The following is a 23805-nucleotide window of genomic DNA, read 5'->3' as shown; positions in this document are numbered from 1 at the left end:
GGTACAGTGCGCGGGAATCCATAAATTTGGGAGGTGAGAATAAAGATCTTCATAACGGCAATTTTCGGACTGTATTTCCTGTATGGAGGTTACGGACAGCAGCCCGCTATGGCTATGGAAAGCGCTGAGATCTCTACGGAAGATTATTCCGATGAGTTCCAGGAACATTTTTTTGAAGCGCTGAAACAGAGGGGGATTGAGAACTACGATAAAGCCGTAGATGAGCTGCTGAAGTGTAAAAAACTGAAACCGGATAACGATGTGGTTGATTATGAACTGGGGCGTAATTATAAGGAGCTGAAAGCGTACGACCAGGCAGAGACTTACCTGCTCGCTGCCGTAGAAAAGAACCCGGAAATATGGTATCTCGATGCCCTTTTTGGTGTTTATGAGGCAAGAGGCGAAACGGATAAGGCTATTGAAGTAGGACAACGGCTGGCGAAATCCAACGGCAAGTACAAGGAGAATCTCATCCGTATTTATACAGATACAAGAAGATATGAAGAGGCCCTTACGCTTATAAAGGAACTGGATTCCCGGCTCGGAAAATCGGAAGAGCGGGAACAGCAGAAGCTCTGGATAAATACGAGGTTACAAAAAAATATTTCCGAACCGGCAAAAGAACCGGAAACAACCGTATCCGGAGAAACCGGAGAGGGGAACGAGCTGGAGGAAATATACCGGAAAATAGAGGGTTATAAAAAACTCTTTAATCACCGTGAAGTACTGGAGAGGGCTACGGAAGCCCTGGAAATATATCCTTCCCAGCCGAAGCTGTATTATGACCGCGCCCATGCCCTGAACCGGTTGAAAAGACACAAAGAAGCCATTACCACTTTGCAGACCGCCCTGGACTACCTGATAGACGATACCCGCCTGGAAAATGATATCTACCGGGAATTCGTCATCGCCTACAATTCGCTCGGAGATGATAAAAAAGCCCGGGAATATACCGGGAAAATGAAAAATTAGATACGGAGTAACGGGAAAAATATGAAGCAGATACGAAAAATATGGATACTACTGCCTGTAGTACTTGTGCTGTCACTACAGTCGTGTAAAACCACCAAGGCCATAGCAGAAGGAGAAGCCGTTCGCGATCTTTCGGCCAGGCAGATCATTAAAAGGCACTATAAAAATGTGCCGGAATTCAAAAACGTAGCGGGGCGAATGAAGGTGGATTATGACAACGGAGATGTTTCACAGGGATTTAACCTCAGTTTCCGCCTGGAAAAAGATAAAGCCATCTGGCTGAGTGCTACGATGAGCCTGGCCAAAGTGTATATTACCCCGGAGAGGGTGAGCTTTTACAATAAGCTGGACAATACTTATTTTGACGGCGACTTTTCTTATTTAAGCGATTTTCTGGGTACGGAACTCGATTTCGAAAAAGTACAGAACCTGTTGCTGGGCCAGGCGATATTTGATCTTAATGAGGGAGATTATAATTCTCTGATAGTGAACAATAACTACCAGTTAAAGTCCGTTAATGAAATGAACCTGCTCAAGGTGTTGTTCCAGGTGGAGCCGGCCAATTTCAGAATGGGCAGACAATTGCTTTCCGATCCTTCGGAAGACAGGGCGCTCAATATCGAATACAAGACATACCAGCTCGTAGAAAAAGAAATTTTTCCGGATGAAATAGGGATTACGGTGGAGGAAGGAAGCAGGAAGACCAATATAGATATAAAGTACAGGAATGTGGAATTTGATAGGGAACTGACCTTCCCTTACAGCATTCCCAAAGGATATAAGGAGATAACTTTAGATAGTGCCAGATAGGCCGATATACGCTAAACTGTAGGCTGCATAATGAAAGAACGTATTTTTTTACTGGTGATGGTTCTCCTTTCTTTTGGTATCGGGAATGGAAATGCACAGACCCGGGAGCAAAAGGAGCTGGAAGCCAAAAGGGAGCGGTTGCAGGAAGAAATAAAGCAGATCAACAGCATGCTCTCCCAACAGAAAAAAGAAAGGCAGAATGTAGTTACCGAAGTGGAAGACCTCAACCAAAAGATCAGGGTACGGCAGGAGCTTATACAGGTAACCAACCGGCAGGCCAATCTTCTCAACCGCCAGGTGAACAACAATATGAAAAAGATCGGTGACCTGAGAAAGGAGTTGGCCGATTTAAAAGAGGATTATGCCGAAACCATAAGGCATACCTATAAAAGCCGGTCCAGGCAAAACCGCCTGATGTTCCTGCTCTCTTCCGAAAACTTCTTCCAGGCCTACAAACGGCTGCAATACATGAAGCAGTATGCCGATTACCGGAAAGAACAGGGCGAATCCATACAGACGAAGACCCTGGAACTGCAAAACCTGAACAAAGAGCTGATCGTACAGCGAAAGGAAAAGGAAACGCTGATCGCTGAAAACAAAAAGGAACAGGGATCACTGGAGAAGGAAAGGCAGGAGCAACAAGCCCTTATTGCCAGTATACGAAAGAAGGAGTCGCAGTACAATTCGCAGATCACACAGAAACGTAAGGAAACCCAGGCTATAGACCGGCAGATAGAAAAACTGATACGCGAGGCGATAGTCGAATCCAATAAAAAAGCAGGTAAGAGTACCAGTAATGTCACTTTTGCCCTGACCCCGGAAGCCAAGGTCATAGCCAATAATTTTGCCGCCAATAAAGGGAAACTGATCTGGCCGGTGGAAAAAGGAGTGAAGAGTAAAGGTTACGGGGAATATTCCGACCCCGTATACCCGGCGGTAAAGAATTTTAATAACGGAGTAATCATAGCCACACAGGAAGGGGAGAGGGCCAGGACGGTTTTTGACGGAGAAGTTTCCGCTATTATAGCGGTTCCCGGAGCCAACAAAGCGGTACAGGTAAGACACGGAAATTACATTACCACCTATTACAATCTCGGCAGGGTTTATGTGAAGAAGGGCCAGAAAATCTCCGCCAAGACCGAACTCGGAGAAATATTTACCAGTCCGTCCAGCGGAAAGACGGAACTGAAGTTCTTCCTGTACCGGGATACCAACCGGTTAAACCCGGAAGAGTGGATATACCGGATGTAGGGCAAACCAATACCTCCATATACATGTTGCCAACCGATACGTTGCTGCTGTTTTCACTTGCAGCCCTGATTATGGTCCTGACCCCGGGACCTAATATGATATACCTCATATCCCGTTCCCTTTCCCAGGGAAAAGAAGCCGGGATCATTTCCCTTTTCGGAGTGATTTGCGGTTTTTTGTTTCACATTGTCATGGTTTCTTTCGGACTGACAGCTATTTTTTTCGCTGTTCCTTATGCGTATATGGTGATAAAAGTGCTCGGGGTGGGGTATTTGCTGTTCCTGGCGTATAAAGCCGTAAGATCGAAGGAAAATGTCTTTAATCCCGACAGGACCCTGAAACGCGATTCGGGAATGAAACTGTTCCATATCGGGTTCCTGACCAATGTACTCAACCCGAAGATGGCGGTTTTCTACCTGTCCTTTTTTCCACAATTTATAAAACCCGAATACGGCTCGGTCCTGGGGCAGAGTTTCCAGCTCGGTCTTGTTCAGGTACTGATAAGCTTTTCCGTGAATTTTCTTATCGTACTTTTTGCTTCCCGGATGTCGGTCTGGTTTTCCAGGAATCCGTTCTGGGCCCGGGTGCAGAAATGGTTTATGGCCAGTGTGCTTACGGGACTTGCCGTGAAAATAGCGTTTACAAAAGCGAAATAAGGTCTTTTTCCTTGTAGCAAGGCTTCGCTTTTGCCGTTCTCCCCTGGCGCTCGTTTGTAACGAGTGCCTTCGATAGCACCCCGAACGGTATGCGGACGCTCTACCATGCTTTGGTCTGCGATGGACAACGCCAAACTATCGGCTAAAAAATTCCCGCAACGGTTATTCGGCGAGTATACCCTGTAGTTCCATTACGGGGAGGTCACCCAGGGCGCTCTCCCTGATCGTGTTTTTAGGAAAAACATACTTTTTTTCAAAGAGTATCCCTTCCGAAAAGAAGGTTACGAAAAATTCGTTGTGAAGTTTCAGGACATCTTCCTGTACCAGTTCTATTTTGGCATAATCCCTTGCGCCTACGACACCTATGCCGTGACGCATTACAGAAGTCCTGGTGTCGTTGTCATATCCTTTGGATACCACAAGTACCATTTCGACAGGAGTTTTTTTATTGTTTATGATGTAGGCATACCAGTCTTTCGAAAGGAATTCCTCGTTCCACTCCCGGACTACTGCTACATATACGTCATTTACAACGGGAATATCTATATCTTTCTTCATAACATCAAAAAAGGTGATTTCCGTTACAACCCTTCGGAATGCAGTTTATAAAACGGATTTGAACTGGCCTAAAAAGCGGACGTCATTTTCGCTGAGCATTCGTATATCCGGTATCTGGTGCAGTAATAATGCAATGCGGTCAATGCCCATACCGAAAGCAAATCCGGAATATTCTTTGGGGTCTATGCCGCAATTCTGCAATACATTGGGGTCTACCATACCGCATCCCATGATCTCCAGCCAACCTGTCCCTTTGGTCATCTTATAGTCTGTTTCCGTTTCCAGGCCCCAGTATACATCCACTTCCGCGCTGGGTTCCGTAAAGGGAAAATAAGAAGGGCGGAGGCGTATTCTGGACTTTCCGAACATTTCCGTGGTAAAATATTGCAATGTCTGTTTCAGGTCGGCAAAAGAAACGCCCTTGTCGATATACAGGCCCTCCACCTGGTGGAAGAAACAGTGCGAACGGGCGGAAATAGCTTCGTTGCGGTATACTCTTCCCGGGGAAATGGTACGTATCGGGGGTTTGTGCTCTTCCATGTAACGTACCTGTACGGACGACGTATGTGTACGCAGCAGGATATCCGGATCGGTCTGGATAAAGAAAGTATCCTGCATATCCCTGGCCGGGTGATATTCAGGCAGGTTCAGTGCCGTAAAGTTATGCCAGTCATCCTCGATCTCCGGTCCTTCGGATACATTGAATCCTATACGCGAAAAAATATCTATGATCTGGTTTTTGACAATGGAAATGGGGTGGCGGGAGCCCAGGGAAACAGGTTCCGCCGGCCGGGTAAGGTCCCCGTATATGTTTTGTTGACCGGCAGTGCTCTCCAGTGCTTCTTTTAACGTGTTGACTTTTTCCTGCGCGGCATTTTTCAGTTGGTTGATCACCTGTCCGAATTCCTTTTTCTCCTGGTTCGGGACACTTTTAAAAGCGGCAAAAAAATCATTGAGTACCCCTTTTTTACCGAGGTACTGAATCCGGAAAGCCTCTATTTCGCCCATCTCGGAAGCGGTAAATTGCTCTACCCGGGCTATGTGTTCCTTAATCTTATCTATCATCGAGCAACTTTTTTTGGATGCGGAAAAATCTATGTTGTTTCCGGTTCTTTCTGTTGTGCCCCGGAAAAAGGAGTAGGACTTCCTTACAATCGGGGTAGTAACGGGATTTACCGGAATACGGAAATTTGCCATCCATCTTTAACAGAAAGGCAAATTTACTTTTTTTTACTTATTCTATAAATTCTTTCTCTATAAAATACTGTACAATGGCCTCTTTCATGAGGACGGATTGTTCTCCTGCCTTCAGAAAAGGAAGTTCTTCTTTTGTTTTGTAATGTGGCCATCCGTCTTGGTCTATGTAGTCAAATTCATAATACCCGTAAGGTTCCAGAAGCCGGCATATGGCAATGTGCATGAGGTTTATCTTGTCGTCTTTCTTAAACTTCTTACCCAGTTGTCCCAATTCCTGTACCCCGATAAGATATATAATGGCATCGAGGTCCAGCGTGTCTCCGTCTGCAAACCTCACCGATAATTTTCGTATCAGGATATCCCATCGTTCCTTTAATTTTTCGTCTCTGGACATTTTTGTTTGTGTTAGAAGCTGGTAAAGTTACAAAGATTCGCGGTTTTCAGAAAGCGGAACAGAAAAGGAAACAGGGCAAACGCATTATAATTTCATATTCCAGGTTACAAGTTCCAGGTTCCCGGCAACAGGTAACTGCACCATTATCCGGTTAAAGGTCAAAACCTCAGCTTCTGAGGCAGGCCCATTTTATTACAGTTACTTTAGGTTCCCGAAACTTTAGCCACGGATTCGGATAGCAGGATCGGTTTTCTAAAAACTATTCGTCCATGTATGGCAAAACAAACTTTCAGTGTATTACAAAAAACCTATGGATTTCTAATCCATATACCTCTCCACCTCCCAGCTCCCACCTCCCAGCTCCCACCTCCCAGCTCCCACCTCCCAGCTCCCACCTCCCAGCTCCCACCTCCCAGCTCCCACCTCCCAGCTCCCAGCTCCCACCTCCCAGCTCCCACCTCCCACCTCCCAGCTCCCAGCTCCCAGCTCCCACCTCCCAGCTCCCAGCTCCCACCTCCCAGCTCCCAGCTCCCACCTCCCAGCTCCCACCTCCCACCTCCCCAACCAAAAAAACAACCGGCAAGGCTAAGAAGTTGTTTGGATTTTTAGACGTGTTTGCCCTGATTAAAAAGGGGGCAAAATCCGGGTCAACGTATTATTTGCATATATTTGTTTGATAGCGTTATTAAGAAAAAAGAATGAACTATATAGACGTAGCGATCGGGGTGCTTATCCTGTTTGGTATTATCCGGGGGCTTTATAAAGGCCTTTTTGTGGAAATAGCATCCCTGGTGGCCCTGATACTCGGAATATACTGTGCCATTCATTTCTCGTATGAAGTGGGAGATTATATGGCTAAGCATGTGGACTGGGAGGAACGATATGTGAACCTTGCCGCATTTATCCTGGTGTTTTGTGTGGTGATCATAGTGGTTTCGCTGGCCGGAAAGTTGTTGACAAAGATTGCCGACTTTGCGGCTTTAGGCCTGTTGAATCGTATACTTGGGGGGCTTTTCGGCGGTTTGAAGGTGGTGGTGATACTCGGTGCACTCCTCGTTTTTTTCGAAGCGACGGATAATGTGATAAGTTTTGTGGATGCACAGAAAAAACGGACCTCGGTGCTTTACGGTCCGGTAAAGGAAATAGGGGAAACGGTTTTCTTTTTCGTACTCAGGGAAAGTGAGGAAACCGAAATAATAAATATACCGGACAACAGTGCATAAATCCCGCAAATGATCACCGGTTGCCCCGGACCACCCAGGCTAAGGGTCACGTGCCGCGTTTCATTTCTATTTTATACCATGAACAAATACCTCTATACCCTATATAAATTTATCCATATCCGAAGGTCTTTTGTTGTTTTTTTATTGACCTTATTTTCTTTGTCGGTGTATGCAGGCCCTTTGACAGAATTTCCGATTATCCTATCACAAAACAACGATAACATTCGTGTGCTCGACAGTTTATTTCGTTCAGGAACGGGATTTATGCAGAAAAGAGAACTCGATTCGGCGGAACAGTGTTATAGGAAAGGATTATCTGTGGCGCAGAAGTTCCGCGATTCTTTGTATACAGGTCGTTTTCATAACGGTTTAGGGTCGGTTTTACAGGTGCGAAAGGAATATGATAAGGCACTGGACCATTACCATAAGGGACTGGGATACCTGGACAGAGATCGTTATCCTTCCGATATAGGAAAGGTGTATGTTAACCTGGGAGCATTATATGCAGGCCTGAAAGATTTTGATGAGGCCCAAAAGTACCTGGAAAGTGCCCTGGATATCCTGGATGAAGAAAATGTACTGAGGCTTCACGTTATGGGAAACCTGGCAGCTTTATACCTGGACCGCGGCAAATGGGATGCCAGCGAAGCGATAATCTTAAAGGGTATACCACTGGCGGAGAAGCTCCGTCAGGAATACGTGCGGTCGGTCCTGTATACCAACCTGAGTAATATTCATACGGAAAAGGAACAATGGGAAAAAGCCATTGCTGCGGGAGAACTGGCACTGCGGATAAAAGATAGCCTCTCGGTCGGAAACCCTGCGGCCGCTTACAATAATCTGGGACGTGCCTACGAGATGTCCGGGCGGTATGACATGGCTAATACGTACTACGGGAAAGCACTGGAACAAGCCACAGGAGAAGACCGGACATTGGTACTGCAGAACCTGAAGAGTGTGGCAAAGAAGCAAAAGGATTTTTCCGCAGCCCTGGATTATGCCGAAGAGCGCGATAAGTTAAGGGATTCCCTTCAGAAGCTCGATTATAAGGGAAAGGTGGCGGAACTCACCGAAAAATACGAATCCGGACAAAAACAGGCCAGGATAGATTACCTGCAGGCAGAGGGCAGGTTGCAGGAAAAACTGATTGACAGGCAACGGGTGCTGGTAGGCATTTCTCTTGCCTTGTTATTGCTGTTTGTCGTGCTGGTTTATATAGGGATCAAACAGAACCGAACCCGTCAGGCACTGGAAAAATCCAGGATACAGCAGCGTTTTCTGCTGGCACAACTTAATCCGCATTTTATTTTTAACGCCTTACAGACGGTACAGAACTTCATCTACAGAAATGAGACCGAAATTTCAGTGGAATACCTGGGCAGTTTTGGAAGACTGATAAGAGCTGTATTGGAAAGTTCGGACAAGGAAACCATTTCATTGGAAGAAGAAGTGGAAATGATGCACAACTTCCTGCATCTTCAACAGCTGAATTATGATCATAGCTTTAAATTTGAGATCACCACAGACCTGGCGGAGAACAAAGATTCCTGTTACATTCCGGTCATGCTCCTGCAGCCTTTTGTAGAGAATGCCGTGATTCACGGGGTAAAAGACGTTCCGGAAGGGGAAATACGGATCAACATCAAAAGTAAAGAGACAGGAAATAGGCTACAGGTGGAAATAAGTGATAATGGAAGAGGAATGGATTTGGAACAAAAACAACGGGCGGATGTTCTTCATCGCTCTATGGGTATGGAAATCGTAAATAAGAGAATACGCGAATTCAACAGGGCCGGTGAAAAAAAGATAAGGTTAGAAATTTATCCGTATCGGGAGCATCCGGATTTTCCGGGAACCCGAGTTATCTTAAGCCTGCCGGTCCTCGAGGGATGACGCGCGTAAGGTCCGGAATGGTCCGGAGCGATTGTAATAAAGCAAAATTTATATGGAAACAGCTATACCCGCCAGGGAAATATCCTGTCTTTTGGTAGAAGACGATTCCCGGACCAGGGAGTTCATAACCGCTGTACTAACGAAAAGGTTCAAAACATTGCTTTTGTACGAAGCGGGAGATTTGAAAGAGGCCGAAGAGATGTTCGGCAAAGGGCAACCGCAGCTTCTCCTTCTGGATATAAACCTTCCGGATGGCAATTCTTTTGAGTTGCTGGAAAAGCTTTACAGGAAAAAAGAACGCAATTTCAAAGTTATCTTTATTACGGCCTATGCTGATTATGCCATGCAGGCCTTTCGCTTCAGTGCGCTGGACTTTTTGCTTAAACCCGTAACACCCGGTGCCGTGGAAAATGCCGTGGCCAGAGTTATCGATACCCTTCAACAGGAAACATATTACCTGCAACTGGAGGCTTTTTTTCAGAACTACAGGGAAGAAGGAAACTCGGAAAAAAAGATTGTCCTGAAAACCTCCGACCGGATTCATGTCGTTAAGGCAAAAGATATTTGTTATGCACAGGCAGATAACAATTATACGATTTTTTCTTTGGAGCCGGATAAGAAGATCATGGTATCACAGCCTTTAAAAGTTTTTGAAGAAAAACTCTCTCCACTCGGTTTTATACGAGTACACCAATCTTATCTCGTCAATTTTTCTCATGTAGCTATGTATCGCAAAAAGGAAGAACACCTTGTCTTGAATAATGGATTCCGAATCCCTGTTTCCAAAAGCAAAAAGGCAAGAGTACTTTTGTTTTTTGACTCCCTGTGAGGATCGAATGCTCAGGAATTCCCCGTAATAACTCATCAGGATACCCCAAATACTAAAACAATGGGGGGTACGGTGTTTTTACAGGATATATCGGCTAATTTTACACCACAGAACCCAAAGATTTGTGTGATGAACAGTCCGTTTAAGGTGATATTTGTTGTGGTGGTTTGTTGTGTATTGCCCATAAAGAGCCAGGCACAAATATTTAAAAAAGTAATCAAAGAGGTTCAGAAAATCACCGCTAAAGTAGATCCTCATGCCTGGAAACCCGGTTCCGCAATAACCACGTCCATAAACGATACTTTGTACGGATTCAATTGGTTTGATAAGGATTTTTTCGATCCGGAAATAGCCGACACTATAGATGATTTCCGGTTAAAACCAGGTTACTACAAAGCTACTGTGAGATCGTATTGCCTGAAGGCAGGAGTATACGGACCTACTCAGGGAGATGGATATCAGATAGCAAAACTTAAAGGATTAAAAGCGGGGATTATACATTCTATTTTGAAAAAGTCTGTTGATTTTCCGGAGATACCCCAACCAGATATACAAACTCTTATCTGGGGGATAGAGGCAGGTGCGAAATTTTCTGATTATCCCCTGGATTTTCAGTCCCGGGTAAAACCTTTATTGACCGCCAAAGAAATATTGACCCTGCAGGTAAGTGTAAAGAATATTACCAATAAGCATCTGCCCGAAGCGATAAAGTCTCTTACAAATACGTATATGTCATTGCGGGACAAGATGCAATCGACACAGCTAAAATATAGTGAACTGGAAGCCATTGCCGTAAAAACCGGTATAGCGCCCTTGGGTCCGGGCAGTAAAATTATTGACAAGGGAATTTGGTCTTATATGGGTCAGGGTTTTTATTTGCGGAGTAATTCCAGGGGATATAGCGAGACAGCTATAGAGCTATACCGGCCTGCCCGATTGGATATTGTTAAGGATGAAAAAGGAAGGGTGACCACTATTTCTTATGAAGGAAATTCGATACAAATTCAGTATAATGATAAAGCTGGTGAAACGGTATTTTCATATGGCCGGTTCAATGTGCCCGTATGGAAAATGGAGACGATTACTTTTATAGGGCAAGAGCCCGGGCAGCGTAGGGTAATAGATAATGCTGCATGGATGTTCCGGGGATCTCTAAGTGAACTGGCCGGAGTCATGGAGACGACCCTACAGCTCGAAGAAAGGGAACAACCGGGTTTTGAAGGGCATGGGCCATATATGCCTGACATGCCCGGTATGATCTCTGATTTCTCCGTACAGGAAACTCAAAAACCCTCCTGGGAAAAGATGAAAGAAAGGTATCAACAGCTGAAAAAATGGATAGACCAATACAGAGAATACAAAGGATATGTAGATGAGGCAGGGGAGTTGACAGATGTTAAACCCACGGAAGAATACCTGAATGAAGCAGACTTAAATAAAAGAATTTACGACGCCATAAAGTCGGCTATGAACCCCACGGACTTTAAGGGGAGATCGAACTGGATGAGAAAACATTTTAAGATGACTATGGATATGTGGATAAATTCTATTTGTGCTTTAAAAGGAGGTTGTAATGACAATGAAGCTAAATCTCCGGATATCCCGTCGTATGTTGCGCAACCGGGGAATACCAGTAAGCAGAGAATAGGCCTTAGTGAATATAAGGAACAATAAAAAAATACAGATCACTGCAAATTTTAATTCGATAACCAAAACCAGAACAATGCTAAAAAAATCCGTTTTATTCGGTTTCGTAGCTCTTATGGGCCTGAATTCTTGTTTAAACAAAGAACAGAAAGAGGGAATAAAGGCTATAAGGGAAATAAACAAAGAAGTAGAAGAACATGAAGAAGTAGCCAGAAGTACGGAAGAGAATGGCTCCTTTAGTATAGGAATTGATGGAAAACAGTATGATAGTTCCGGGTTCAATGCCCAGTTGCTGGCAGGTGAGGGCACAAAGCGTATTTTAATATTAGAGGCTCCTTCGGAAGAGGGTGATATAAATATTCAGTTTCACTTTAGAGTGACTGCTCTCAAGGAGGGTACCTATGATGCGGGGAACTATATGAAACGGGCAGCAACGGGCGAAGACATAGAGAAGAAAGAAGTTATATGTACAGCATTATTTGACGAAATGATGGCAGAAGAAGGTTTCGTTACAGTCTCTGACCTCGATCTTAAAGGAAATCCCAATACCATTACGGGAAAATATGAATTTACCGTGCAGGAATCCAACGGTAAAATTAAAGTTCTTAAGGGCGAATTCAGTGAAATAGGTATTTATAAAGTGATGGGAGCTACAATGGAATAAATAAGGAATTCTTCACAACTGATTTAAATCAACAGGGGTGGTCTTAAGATAGAGTATATCCTCTGAAATACAGTTGTTTCGCAGTATTCCGAATGGTGCATAAACGTAGACACTGTTTAAATTTGGTGGTGTATTGATCCGGATATCACCCAAAACCGCAATCGGACGGTCATGGCCGGGAAGTCACTATTTTGGGTAGTATCCGATAATCATCTTTCTATTACTTCAGGCATATTATGATAGGTTTATGTTGATTTTTCTATCTTTAGAAACAAAATTCAGGTCGTTTCTAAATAATCCCAATTTTATCTGTCAATGAAAAACCATAAGTGTGCAGGAGTATTTTTTTTATGTCTTTTGTTATTGTTTTCGGGCCTGGCGGGCTGTTCCTCATCAAAAAAAATAGGAACCCTGAAACCGGAGCCGGGAAATGTAGCTCCTTTGGTTTATGAAAATACATATTCGTTTATCAATCTTCCCGTTGCCATTAAACTAAAGGATGTAGAGCGCATAACAAATACTTCGCTCGCAGGATTTATCTATGAGGATACGGATTTTAAGGACGACGACCTTAAAATGAAAGTTTGGAAGGACCGGGAGATTTCCATAACCAACGAGAACGGAAAGCTAAAAACCGTAATGCCGTTAAAGGCATGGATACAATATCGGTTTAATGCAAATACATTCGGGTTGCCCCTCGAAGATGTCAGGGATATTTCTTTGGATGGCACTGTTACTCTTATCAGTGATGTAGGACTGGTTAATTGGGAGTTGAGAACAAATACAAAATTAAAATCCCTGGTATGGAATGAAGAACCGACAATGAATGTCATGGGACAAAAACTGCCTGTTACCGGCCTGGTTAATTCAGCGGTTGTTTTGTTAAAAACGGTTATTGAAGGAAATATAGATCATGCTATAAAAGAATCCCTGGATTTTAAGCCCAATGTATTAGATGCCCTCGAAAAAATATGCACGCCTTTTCAAATGAGTGAAACTTATGAGAGCTGGTTGCGGATCATTCCGGAAGAGCTGTATACGACAGACGCGTCCTTAATAGACCAGGCTATAACTTTTAAAATGGGGATGAAATGTGCTATGGAAACCATTATCGGAGAGAAACCCGGGTCGAAGTTCAACAGGGAAAATATCGTGTTAAAACCGGTGAGTAAAATTCCTGAATCTGTTACGGCCAGTATAGCGGCAATATCGTCTTATAAAGATGCATCAAGAATCCTCACCAGGAATTTCAAGGGTTATGAGTTTGGAGAGGGTAGAAAGAAAATAATGGTCAAAGCTGTGGATATCTGGCAAAAGGAAAGGAAAATAATTATAGCTTTGGATGTGGCCGGGAGTATTAACGGTACGCTCTATTTAACAGGATACCCGCAGTACAACGAGGCCACCAAAGAGGTGTATTTTGATAAGCTGGATTATGTACTGGACACAAAGAACGCCTTGTTAAAGTCGGCACAATGGCTGGCTGGGAACCGTATATTACTCCAGTTGCAGGAAAAATGCAGGTATTCCATAGCGCCTAACCTCAAGGAGGGTAAAGAGAGCGTGGAGCATTATCTTGGAAACTACTCTCCCGTAAAAGGTGTTTTTGTAAACGGGTCCGTCCAGGAGATAAAACTGGATAAAATCCAATTATCGGCTACAGCTATAGTCGCTTTTATCAAGCTCAAAGGCAAGGTTTCTGTTACTGTTGATGGTCTGGAGTAAAAAAATAAAACCGCCCCGGTTGGATTAAACCCAATACACGTGACGGTTTTTATTTTCTACCTTAGGGGAATTAGGCGCGGATAAGCTCCTTAACAAACTCCACTTCTCCGGATTCCACATCGTAATAGCACCCTGCAACGCCTATTTCACCGGCTTCGAACATTTCGTTAAGTACGGGGCTTCGCTTTAGGATCTCACTCATGGTGTGAACGACATTGTGATGTGCGACGGCTTCCACAAATTCGGAGGAAGAAGTATCAGCTCCGGGTTTTTCTTTATTTACCTCATCTATGGAATCCTGCATTTTGCTGAGCAAGGCAGTAATATTTCCCATTTTCACACCCTTACAGGCGCTGGTTACCGCACCACATTTACTGTGGCCCAGCACTACGATAAGTTTGGATCCGGCTACCTTACAGGAATATTCCATACTCCCCAGTATATCTTCGTTTATTATATTTCCGGCTACCCTGGCGCTGAAGACATCGCCCAGGCCCTGGTCGAATATCAGTTCGGCCGAAGTCCGGCTGTCAATACAACTGAGGATTACTGCAAAGGGAAACTGCCCGTCTTTGGTCGCGTTTACCTGCTCCAGTAAGTCGCGGTTAGCCCTGAGATTTTGTATAAATCGTTGATTACCTTCTTTCAAAAATTCCAAAGCCTTAGACGGGGTTACCGTGGCCTGAGTTTCTGCGGTATGTGCTTTCATATAGGTATTTTTATGTGGTTTAAAAGTATCCTGTTTTGTTGTATTATTTATCATTGATCAGCTCGGAAATTACCTTTTTGTGTGATGTACTGCCGTTTTTACGGTAAGACATTACATTATCATGCTCTACGGAGACGTGGTTGGATATTTCCTCGTTATTGTCCAGCTGATAGGCATCTTTAAAGCCTGTGAGCACCACTTCGATACCTTTTTCCGGGGCAGTCACGGTTTTAAATTCCTGGATAAGGTCCAGGATGTCGTGTGCAATATAGACAGTATCGGAAGCGTCAATCACGACTTTGGAATTTTCAGGCAGATGGCTCAGTGTAAGTTTTATGGCCGCTTTGTTCAGGAAAGACACTTCCTGTGCCAGGTCCATATGAATGATATCTCCGCTTTCGTATTCTTCTTTACGGAAGAAATATGCGCGTTTGATATTTCCCCTGAGGATAAAGATAACACTGATAATCATTCCAAGCGCTACTCCTTTCAGAAGGTCGGTGAAGACTACGGCGCCAAAAGTGGCCAGGAAAGGAATGAACTGGTATTTACCTTTTAACCAGAAATACCTGAATGTTGCCGGTTTGGCCAGTTTATACCCTATGATAAGCAGAACTGCGGCCAGTGTGGCCAGGGGTATCCGGTTGAGCAGGAACGGAATGGTAAGGACACAAATCAGCAGAAGGAAACCGTGAATTATCGCAGAAGCCTTGCTTTTACCACCCGCATTGATATTGGTTGAGGTTCTTACGATAACAGTGGTGAGGGGTAAACCTCCTACGAGCCCGCAAATCACGTTTCCTATTCCCTGTGCCTTGAGTTCCCTGTTGGCGCTGGCATATCGCTTATAAGGATCCAGGCGTACCGAAGCCTCCAGGTTAAGCAAGGACTCGATAGAGGCCACTATGGCGATGGTTATGGCTGCAACCCAGACATCCGGATTGGTCACGGAAGCAAAACGGGGAAGCGATATCAGTCCCTGGAATTCTTCCGGAGTCGTAGGAACGGGAAGGTTGACCATGTAATTTTCGGTGATGGCCATGGAGCTTCCGGACAAAATAAACATTTCGTTGATGAGCGTACCTATGATTACGGCAACCAGGGCTCCCGGGATGAGTTTCAGCCGTTTCAGCGTATCTACTTTCTCCCAGGCGATAAGGATGCCGAGAGATATGAGGGCTACTACAATTACCCCGGGCCTTACGTCCTGGAAAGATGCGATAAGATCGGTAAAAATAGCCAGTCCGGAACCTATTTCCACATCAGATCCCAGGGCTTTAGGCACCTGCTTCAGGAAAATAATAGCACCGATACCGGCGAGCATTCCTTCGATGACGTTGGTGGGGAAATAGTTGGATATGGTACCGGCTTTGATAAATCCGAGTACAAGTTGTAAGAGGCCTGCGATAACCACAGCGGTAAGGAATACATCAAAAGCCCCGAGGTCTGTTATCGCCACCAGTACAATGGCCGTAAGACCTGCAGCCGGTCCGGAAACACTAACGTGCGACTGGCTTAAGTAACCAACGACAATACCACCGACAATACCTGATATGATACCTGAGAAAAGTGGTGCACCCGAAGCCATAGCTATTCCGAGACAAAGAGGTAAAGCAACCAGAAAAACAACAAGGCCTGCCGCAAAATCCGACTTCAGATTTGCGAAAAATGGGATTTTTTCTCTCATAAAAGTTAATTTTTAAAAAATGAAATGATAAATTCCGTGCCGGCAATATATCTTCGTAAGCACGTGGTGAAACCCCCCGTCAAGACCTGTTGAATACGGGAAAATGACGGTTAAATGAAATGATAACGAATAATGTCTGAACTACATTTGTTGTTGAAACAGACACTTACCCAACCGATATAATAAAGGGTTATAAATAGAAAAAAGGGATGTTACGCCCATTCGGGAGGCGGGCAAAACTTATTTACCAGGAAGGAATTGTGGAGAATTTCCACATAGCCTGTTGTCGTACTTTCGTTAAAAAGAGAAGCAAGAACAAAACAGGTTTCGTGCATACTTTTAATGATACGGTCGTCCATGACTTTTATAGTCTCCTTACTCTCTTCTTCCGTTGCGGAAAAGAATATGGAAACATCAGCATTTTTCTCTATGATGGTGACCACTGCGGGAGTCAATATAAATATCCCGAAGAGTACCAATAAAGAAATGGCAATGCTTTTGTATGTGGACTTTCTGAATAGCAATGGTTATTTTTTTAACCTTATAGATGCAAAAATAACAGGATTTTTTTAATGGAGTGTTAAGGAATATTTAAAACCGCGGATATGAAGTGTTTTTTAGGGAGTTTATAACTGTTGATGTTGTTTTTTATGATATTGATAGAGAGTGTATTGTGTTTGTGCAGGCGTTTACCTGAGCGTTCGCCCGGGTATTTTATTATAAAACTCCTTTTTTTGATGCTTTACATGGAGTGACAGCGGAATATCATCTCCGGGAAAAAGGATGCGTTCCTGTCCGGAATTTAGAGCCGGATATTGTAAATTTGCCGAAAAGAAGCGTAAATGACCAGGGAACGTGCAGCAGAAAAGACCATTTACTTTAGCTTAGTCAGTAATGCCACCCTGGCTATTATAAAAGGGATTACCGGTGTCCTGGGAAATTCTTATGCACTTATCGCAGATGCCATAGAATCCACTACCGATGTGTTTTCTTCGTTCCTGGTTTTGCTGGGATTAAAATATGCCGCCAAACCTGCGGATAAAAACCACCCTTACGGACATGGCAAGGCAGAACCTTTACTGACATTCGTGGTTGTCGGCTTCCTGATCATTTCGGCCGCGGTCATTGCCTATGAAAGTGTAAAGAACATAAGTACGCCGCACGAACAGCCAAAACCTTATACGCTTATCGTATTGGGAGCGATTATTTTATGGAAGGAGATATCTTATCGCGTGGTAATGCGGCGAAGCGCAGAGACGGAAAGCAGTTCCCTCAGAGCCGATGCCTGGCACCACAGGAGTGATGCCATAACTTCGGTTGCCGCCTTTATAGGGATATCCGTAGCCCTGTTGCTGGGTGAAGGATATGAGTCCGCAGACGACTGGGCCGCCCTCTTCGCTTCCGCTTTTATTATGTACAACAGTTACCTGATCTTCAGGCCGGCGCTCGGGGAAGTTATGGACGAACACCTGTACGAAGACCGTATAAAACGTGTTCGGGAGATAGCGGGACAGGTAGATGGTATTATAGCCACGGAAAAATGTTATATCCGCAAGACCGGAATGAAATTCCATATTGATTTGCATGCCATAGTCGATGCGGAAATTACGGTGAAAGAGGGGCACAAACTCGCCCATAATCTTAAAGATGCCTTAGCAGAGGAAATGCCGGACACGGAGCACATACTTATACATGTGGAACCTTTTGACGAATATATTACCAACAATACGGAACGCAAGCGCGGCGAAGACCAGGCCGTCGGGAACTAGACCGGGTTGGTATTCATTCATACTCTCAATAACAGTTGTTTAAAGCTCTTTCACATCTCCTCGCGGTAACCAGCCTGTTTTTCCGTCGGCCAGCTTGATGTGTTTCCAGTCATCAAGGGTTTCCAGTATCTGTACTTTGGTGCCGCTGTGCAGCAGAAAAGCCTGTTCGCTCCTGGAATTGGGTTCTGATTTTACCTGGGATTCTTTAGCAAAAATGATGGCAAAATTGGTATTTGTGCTTTTGTAGAATTGGAAGTAGGCTACATAAACACTGCCTATGAGACAGGCAACCGTAGCAATGCTGGCTACAAAAAATATCCTCTTCTTGGCAGATGAGCTGAGATAGTAGTAACACAAAAAGAATACGGCTGTCAGAAAGGCAAACGCAACGGCTATCCCCGCCCAGGTATCGTAATGAAAATGCCCGGTGAGGTTGTTCCAGAATTTGGAAAAGCCCGTTTGCGGAAGGGGTTCGATGGCATCTATGGTCATATTCTTTGCAAAGGCAAGATTATTTTTAACGTCCTGGTCGTCGGGTGAAAGTTGCAATGCTTTTTCGTAGTAATAAATGCTTTCCGGGATACTGTTCAGTTTGTAATAAGCGTTCCCGAGGTTATAATACACCGCGGCGGAATGCTGGCCTTGGTCCAGAATGGCCAGGTAGTTGTCGGCGGCCTCTTCGTATTTCCCGTCATTGTACAGGGAAGTCGCCTTTTCGAAAAGCTTTTCCGGTGACGGGTTCGCCTGGGCGAATCCGGTGAAGTGGAAGAGTAATACTATGACTATGGTCGCGATTCTCATGTTGTACTTTCTTAGGTCATTTTCAGGGTATTTCCTTATAAGTAACCCCCTGTAGTGTGGTTTGTGTTTCAGATCTGCTTGTCCATCTGGGAGATTACGGCAACCGCCTTGTCGTAATCCTGCTGCATGGTCACGTCCGAAGCCGGGGTGTACCGGGCGAGCTCACAACTCTCGAGGAGACCGATAAAACCTTCCGTACTTTCCGGATCAACTTCTTTTTCCTGAAGCAGGGCTGTTATTTTTTCTTTACTGAACTCCGAGGTTTCAATGTGTAACTTCGCTTTCAGGTAGTTGTGGAGGGCTTTTTCCAGCGCTATATAGAACTCCACTTTTTTACCGAGGGCCTTCCGTGCCTCGGACAGGTATTTTCTGGCCAGTTTGTTCGCTTTGCGTATTTTGTTGCCCCGCACATCGGCCGAAATTTTCTGTTTCTTTTTAATGATGAATATGGCCAGTGGAATACACAGAAATGGCAGTAATAACAAGGTATAGAACAATCCCGAACCAAAGAAATCGCTGGTTTGAACGGACGCCAGGGAAGGGGAGAGTTTGATAAACCTGAACTGGCTTCCGGCGGCGATAACATTTTGTTTGACATTACCCGGTGATCCCGAACCGGAAGCGACGGCCTGTTGAGGGCCTTCTGTTACGTTTATGGTAGCCTGGTCCGAACGGATAGTCTGATAGGATGCTGTTGAAGGATCGAAATATGAGAATGTCATATCCGGAATGGTATACTGGCCTTTGAACTGCGGCACTATCGTATAATTATCCGAGACGGTTCCCGACATGCCGGAGAGGGATGTAGAGATGTTTTCCTTGAATTCCGGGCTGTATACCTCCATAGAGCTGGGAAGTTCCATTTTGGGCAGGGAGAACAGCTTAAAATTACCCTTGCCTTGTACTTCTACTCTTAACTGGAATGATTCGGAAGCTTTTAAAGAACTCTTGGACGGGGTGACCTTAAAGCTGAATTTCCCGACGGCACCGCCGAAACCTGCGGGTTTACCCTGCTCGGGGAGCGCTTTGACATTGATGGTCCGGTTCCCGGCGGAAACCGTTTTGTGGGCCTGGGTATACAAACGTCCGCCGAATATGTCCCTTTTGTTGGTGGGTACGTCTACCGTAACATCGAGGGAAAGGGGCTCCAGGCTCAGCTGGCCTTCCTTCTGCGGGTATAGTACCACCTGTTTGAGAACGACATAGCGATAGGGTTTACCCCGGTAAGTACCGTTCTTGACTTCAAAACGCTGAATTTCTATTTCCTGGCTCCAGAAATTGTTGTAAGTGGGATTGTCCAGGGGACGGAAGTCGGATACGTTGGTATCCGGACTTACATACAGTTTATAAACTACGGTAATCGCTTCGTTAAGGTACGGACTTGCCTTGGAGACTTCTGCCACCAGGTGCAGTTTGTCTTCTGCAATCGTTGCCGGGTTGTTTTCTTCACCGGGATTGTCTACGGAAGCGGAGACCTCAACCGTAACAGGCATGGTTTTGTAGGTATTACCGCTGATTTCTATCGTTGCCTGTTTGATTGTAAATTTTCCCCTGCTTACAGGAGCCAGGACATAAGAGTAGGTTTTGGAAAAACTGCGTTTGCCGTTTATCCAGGAATGGCTTACGGACTGGTTGGGGCCCATGACGACAGTGAAGCCTTCAAAATCGGGCGGGGTAAAGTTATCCCCGTCCTTGTTCATTTTAAAATCTACGCGCAACCGCTCGTTCACCCCCAGCTTTTCCTTGCTGACGTTGGCTTCGAACTGAACTGTTTCTTCCTGCGCAAAACAAAGCGATGTAAATAACAGCAGTGCGGATAGTATATTTATGTTTTTTTTAAGGATCATAGTATTCTTAATGGCATTAATTTTCCGGTACGGTTGCACCGTTTCCGGAGATTACCAGTCTTTTTCTGTCGATGTTTTGGCGCCTTTGGCCTTCTTCGCATTGATCTTGTCCTGTACCCGTTTTTCCTCTCTGCCCATGGCGTCTAACAGGGCCTGTACTTGTTGCGGGGACAAGTCGCTTTGTCCGGGCTGTGGCTCTCCCTGTCCTTCTTCCGGCTGGCCGTTTTCATCCTGATCATTTCCGTTTTTGCCCTGCTCGTCATCTCCTTTGTCTCCCTGGTCCTTATTTTCTTCGGGTTCCTGCTGACCGTCATCTCCTTTATCGCCCTGGTCTTTCTGGTCCTGGTCTTTATTGTCTTCGCCGTCTTTGTTCTGATCTTGTTTGTCCTGGTCCTGTTTGTCTTTGTTTTGATCCTGGTCTTTGTTGTCCTTATCATTGTTATTGTCCTCGGGGGGATTCTTTTCCAGCATTTCTTTGGCCAGCGCGAGGTTGTACCTGGTTTCTTCGTCCGTAGGATCGTTTCTGAGGGCTTCTTTATAAGCTTCTATCGCCTTCTGGTATTCTTTGTTTTTCATGAACACGTTACCCAGGTTGTGATAGGCTTTGTGCTTTTCTTCGCGGGAGCCTGTAGCTTCTCCTGCCTGTTTGTAACGGGTAAATGCTTCCCCGAGATTTTCCCTGCGGTAATAGGCATTTCCCAGGTTGTATTTGGCTATGGCGTTTTCTGCGTTTTTGGCTATGGCCTTTCTGTAACTCACTTCGGCATCTTCAAAATCGTCCCGGGCCAGTTCCTGGTTGGCCTCGTAGGTCAGGCTTTCGGAGGCCCGTGCCATTTTTTCTGCTTCCTTATCTTTTTCTTTTTCCTGTGCATTGGCCGGGAAAAAAGAGAGAAACAGGATCGCGGTAAGCCCGTACATCGATATCGCCGTCCTGGTATGGCCGGGGAAGAAGGTTTTGGCGCTATGTATGGAAAAAACAGTCATTTTTGGTAATTTAAGAAGTTAACAAGTTTGGATTCCCGTACTATTTTTCGTTCTTTTCATTAAACAGGTTAAGCTTCCGCACCCAGGCGGTCCTTCTTTCTAAAAAGAGGAGGTCTAAAATTAAAAATAAAATAGCTGCCCCCAAAAACCATTGAAACTGACTTTTGTAATCGGCAAACTGTTTTGTTTCGTATTCTTTTTTGTCCATTTGTCCGAGATAATCCTTCATAAAGGAGACCACATCCGAAGTGTTTCTGCCGTTGATGTATTCGCCGTTGCTTTCCCCGGCTATTTCTTTGAGGGTATCTTCATCGAGCTTGGTGATCACCACTTCGCCCTGGCGGTCCTTTTTGAAGGTCTCGGTAATGCCGTTTCGTTTTATGGGAATGGGGCCTCCTTTCGGGGTGCCCACACCTATGGTTACGATACGGATACCTTTTTGGGTAATTTCTTCAATGGCCTGGTCTATGCTTTTTTCATGGTCTTCACCGTCGGAAACAATAACCAGTATTTTATTGGTTTGCTCTTCGTCATTAAAATAACCTTTGGCCATGTTAATGGCATCCCCGATGGCGGTTCCCTGCGAAGAAAGCATGTCCGTATTCATTCCCTGGAGGAACATTTTGGCCGCGGCATAATCGGTCGTTATCGGCAGCTGGGGGAAGGCTTCTCCCGCATAGGCAATAATACCGATACGGTCGCCCGCCAGCTGATCAATAACCTCAGAAATAAGGCGTTTGGTTTTTTCCAGCCTGTTGGGGGTTATATCTTCTGCGAGCATACTTTTGGACACATCCACGGCAAATACGATGTCGACCCCTTCCCTTTTTACCGTTTCGAGTTTTGTGCCTATTTTCGGGTTTACCAGGGCAAAAGCCATGCAGGTGAAGGCCAGCAGGAGCGTAATGAGCTTGAGCAACGGCTTGAAGGTAGAGGTGTCCGGGCTCAGTCTCTTCAACAAAGGAGTATCGGCAAATTTCTTCTGCGTCCTTTTCTTCCACAATTGCAGAAAAAGAAAGAGCAACACCACCAATGGGATTATGGCGAGCAGATAAAAATATATTTTTTCTTCCAGTACGTACATCCGTTGTATTTATGGATTATCATTCACCGCTATGGCACCTGTTCCGGGTTCTTTTGTACAGTTGTCCAAACATCTTGCCAATTTGCGTAACAGGTTGTCAAATTACACAAAACTTCTGAATACTGTGTAACGCAGTAATAATTCGAGAAACAATAACGCCCCTGCAAGTAAAGCCAGCGGCCGGAATTTTTCATCGTAATTATAGTATTTGAACTCTTCTATTTCGGTGGTCTCCAGCTGGTTGATCTCTTCGTATATTTCTTCGAGTTTCCTGTTGTTTGTGGCCCGGAAATACGTGCCTCCGGTTTCCCTGGCAATGTCTTTCAGTAATTTTTCGTCAATTTCCACTTTTTGCATGCCATAGCGAAAAGAACCGTCGGGGTTATACGCTACCGGGGTCATTGCCATGCCGTTGGTTCCAAGTCCTATGGTGTATGTTTTTATGTGGTATTCCTTGGCGAGTTCCGTAGCCGTGAGGGGCTCTATGACTCCCGTATTGTTCACACCATCCGTTAGCAGGATGATTACCTTACTATCTGCCTTACTGTCTTTGAGACGGTTTACGGCGGTGGCCAGTCCCATACCTATGGCGGTACCGTCTCGGAGGGTTTCGAAATCCAGTTGTTTCAGGGTGTTCAGCACCAGGGCCTTGTCGCTCGTAACAGGAATCGGGGTATAGCTTTCCCCGGCATAGGCCACGAGACCTATCCGGTCGTTGGGCCTGTTTTTTATGAATTCGGCCACGACTTCCTTGAGGGCTATAAGGCGGTTGGGTTTCAGGTCTTTGGCCAGCATACTCGATGAAAAATCGAGTGCCATGACAATATCGATCCCCCGGGTGGTTTTAGTCCTGGAGGATATATCGAGGATTTGCGGCCTGGCCATTGCAGTGATAAGAGCAGCAAGCGCAAGCAGGCGCATGACAAAAAGTGCCGGTTTGAGCCTGGGCAATATAGAGCCGCCTGCTTTAAAGCCTTTTACGGACGATATTTTCAGGGAAGCCGTTTCCTTTTTCCTCTTGAGCAAATACCATACGACGGCCAGGGGAAGCAACAAAAGCAACCAGAAGAATTGCGGATTGGCAAATTGGATGTTCTCCAGCATT

Annotated in this window: 22 protein-coding genes; 11 read left to right on the top strand and 11 right to left on the bottom strand. The window is 45.1% G+C overall.

Features of this window, described 5'->3' with window-relative positions; translation table 11 throughout:
• Nucleotides 1-33: 33 nt before the first annotated feature.
• Genes ACVBDY_RS13915 through ACVBDY_RS13900 form a run of 4 tightly spaced genes read left to right on the top strand, consistent with a single transcriptional unit; the run spans nucleotide 34 to nucleotide 3689 of the window.
• Complete coding sequence (locus ACVBDY_RS13915; RefSeq protein ID WP_447176069.1) at nucleotides 34-972, top strand: tetratricopeptide repeat protein; 939 nt, start codon at nucleotides 34-36, stop codon at nucleotides 970-972.
• Nucleotides 973-993: 21 nt separating this feature from the next.
• Nucleotides 994-1782 carry a lipoprotein insertase outer membrane protein LolB1 gene (gene lolB1, locus ACVBDY_RS13910; RefSeq protein WP_447176068.1) on the top strand — a complete coding sequence of 263 codons (789 nt, stop codon included), beginning with the start codon at nucleotides 994-996 and terminating at the stop codon, nucleotides 1780-1782.
• Nucleotides 1783-1812: 30 nt separating this feature from the next.
• Nucleotides 1813-3033 carry a murein hydrolase activator EnvC family protein gene (locus ACVBDY_RS13905; protein ID WP_447176067.1) on the top strand — a complete coding sequence of 407 codons (1221 nt, stop codon included), beginning with the start codon at nucleotides 1813-1815 and terminating at the stop codon, nucleotides 3031-3033.
• A gap of 23 nt (nucleotides 3034-3056) precedes the next feature.
• The gene (locus ACVBDY_RS13900; protein ID WP_447176090.1) at nucleotides 3057-3689 is read left to right on the top strand and encodes a LysE family translocator; all 633 of its coding nucleotides are present in this window, start codon (nucleotides 3057-3059) and stop codon (nucleotides 3687-3689) included.
• Between the two features lie 162 nt (nucleotides 3690-3851).
• Here the strand turns inward: ACVBDY_RS13900 and ACVBDY_RS13895 are convergent, their stop codons facing one another.
• From ACVBDY_RS13895 to ACVBDY_RS13885, 3 genes are all read right to left on the bottom strand, one after another.
• Complete coding sequence (locus ACVBDY_RS13895) at nucleotides 3852-4247, bottom strand: hypothetical protein (protein ID WP_447176066.1); 396 nt, start codon at nucleotides 4245-4247, stop codon at nucleotides 3852-3854.
• Nucleotides 4248-4292: 45 nt separating this feature from the next.
• On the bottom strand, nucleotides 4293-5312 hold the full coding sequence (gene pheS / locus ACVBDY_RS13890) for a phenylalanine--tRNA ligase subunit alpha (protein ID WP_447176065.1): 1020 nt from the start codon (nucleotides 5310-5312) through the stop codon (nucleotides 4293-4295).
• 169 nt (nucleotides 5313-5481) lie between these two features.
• Entirely contained in the window at nucleotides 5482-5838 is a 357-nt protein-coding gene (locus ACVBDY_RS13885) for a hypothetical protein (protein ID WP_447176064.1), read from the bottom strand.
• Nucleotides 5839-6536: 698 nt separating this feature from the next.
• On the opposite strand from ACVBDY_RS13885, the gene ACVBDY_RS13880 reads away from it, so the two are divergent.
• The 6 genes from ACVBDY_RS13880 (at nucleotide 6537) to ACVBDY_RS13855 (ending at nucleotide 13819) form a co-directional block, all read left to right on the top strand.
• The gene (locus tag ACVBDY_RS13880) at nucleotides 6537-7061 is read left to right on the top strand and encodes a CvpA family protein (protein ID WP_447176063.1); all 525 of its coding nucleotides are present in this window, start codon (nucleotides 6537-6539) and stop codon (nucleotides 7059-7061) included.
• 264 nt (nucleotides 7062-7325) lie between these two features.
• Complete coding sequence (locus ACVBDY_RS13875) at nucleotides 7326-8954, top strand: tetratricopeptide repeat-containing sensor histidine kinase (protein ID WP_447176062.1); 1629 nt, start codon at nucleotides 7326-7328, stop codon at nucleotides 8952-8954.
• Nucleotides 8955-9006: 52 nt separating this feature from the next.
• Nucleotides 9007-9783: a LytR/AlgR family response regulator transcription factor gene (locus tag ACVBDY_RS13870; RefSeq protein ID WP_447176061.1), complete on the top strand. Its 777-nt coding sequence runs from the start codon at nucleotides 9007-9009 to the stop codon at nucleotides 9781-9783.
• Between the two features lie 129 nt (nucleotides 9784-9912).
• Nucleotides 9913-11457 carry a hypothetical protein gene (locus ACVBDY_RS13865; RefSeq protein WP_447176060.1) on the top strand — a complete coding sequence of 515 codons (1545 nt, stop codon included), beginning with the start codon at nucleotides 9913-9915 and terminating at the stop codon, nucleotides 11455-11457.
• A 49-nt stretch (nucleotides 11458-11506) separates the two neighbouring features.
• Nucleotides 11507-12094: a hypothetical protein gene (locus tag ACVBDY_RS13860; protein WP_447176059.1), complete on the top strand. Its 588-nt coding sequence runs from the start codon at nucleotides 11507-11509 to the stop codon at nucleotides 12092-12094.
• Nucleotides 12095-12409: 315 nt separating this feature from the next.
• Entirely contained in the window at nucleotides 12410-13819 is a 1410-nt protein-coding gene (locus ACVBDY_RS13855; protein ID WP_447176058.1) for a DUF4403 family protein, read from the top strand.
• 70 nt (nucleotides 13820-13889) lie between these two features.
• On the opposite strand, the gene ACVBDY_RS13850 is transcribed toward ACVBDY_RS13855, so the two are convergent.
• The 3 genes from ACVBDY_RS13850 to ACVBDY_RS13840 form a co-directional block, all read right to left on the bottom strand.
• Nucleotides 13890-14528, bottom strand: coding sequence for a carbonic anhydrase family protein (locus ACVBDY_RS13850; RefSeq protein ID WP_447176057.1), 639 nt, complete (start codon nucleotides 14526-14528; stop codon nucleotides 13890-13892).
• Nucleotides 14529-14571: 43 nt separating this feature from the next.
• On the bottom strand, nucleotides 14572-16215 hold the full coding sequence (locus ACVBDY_RS13845; protein ID WP_447176056.1) for a SulP family inorganic anion transporter: 1644 nt from the start codon (nucleotides 16213-16215) through the stop codon (nucleotides 14572-14574).
• A 212-nt stretch (nucleotides 16216-16427) separates the two neighbouring features.
• A complete protein-coding gene (locus ACVBDY_RS13840; RefSeq protein WP_447176055.1) occupies nucleotides 16428-16739 on the bottom strand; it encodes a hypothetical protein in 312 nt (103 codons plus the stop codon).
• 318 nt (nucleotides 16740-17057) lie between these two features.
• Between ACVBDY_RS13840 and ACVBDY_RS13835 the strand changes: the two genes are divergently transcribed.
• Nucleotides 17058-17984, top strand: coding sequence for a cation diffusion facilitator family transporter (locus ACVBDY_RS13835; RefSeq protein WP_447176054.1), 927 nt, complete (start codon nucleotides 17058-17060; stop codon nucleotides 17982-17984).
• 39 nt (nucleotides 17985-18023) lie between these two features.
• On the opposite strand, the gene ACVBDY_RS13830 is transcribed toward ACVBDY_RS13835, so the two are convergent.
• From ACVBDY_RS13830 to ACVBDY_RS13810, 5 genes are all read right to left on the bottom strand, one after another.
• Nucleotides 18024-18785 (bottom strand): tetratricopeptide repeat protein, encoded by a 762-nt coding sequence (locus tag ACVBDY_RS13830; protein WP_447176053.1) that lies wholly within the window; start codon nucleotides 18783-18785, stop codon nucleotides 18024-18026.
• Between the two features lie 68 nt (nucleotides 18786-18853).
• Complete coding sequence (locus ACVBDY_RS13825; RefSeq protein ID WP_447176052.1) at nucleotides 18854-20632, bottom strand: BatD family protein; 1779 nt, start codon at nucleotides 20630-20632, stop codon at nucleotides 18854-18856.
• A 51-nt stretch (nucleotides 20633-20683) separates the two neighbouring features.
• A complete protein-coding gene (locus tag ACVBDY_RS13820) occupies nucleotides 20684-21616 on the bottom strand; it encodes a tetratricopeptide repeat protein (protein ID WP_447176051.1) in 933 nt (310 codons plus the stop codon).
• Nucleotides 21617-21656: 40 nt separating this feature from the next.
• Nucleotides 21657-22700: a VWA domain-containing protein gene (locus ACVBDY_RS13815; protein WP_447176050.1), complete on the bottom strand. Its 1044-nt coding sequence runs from the start codon at nucleotides 22698-22700 to the stop codon at nucleotides 21657-21659.
• Nucleotides 22701-22802: 102 nt separating this feature from the next.
• Nucleotides 22803-23804, bottom strand: coding sequence for a vWA domain-containing protein (locus ACVBDY_RS13810; RefSeq protein WP_447176049.1), 1002 nt, complete (start codon nucleotides 23802-23804; stop codon nucleotides 22803-22805).
• Nucleotide 23805 lies beyond the last annotated feature (1 nt).

Source organism: Sinomicrobium halophytocola (assembly GCF_052983395.1).
The sequence above is the reverse complement of the archived record's forward strand: the minus strand, read 5'-3'. Positions and strand labels throughout refer to the sequence as shown.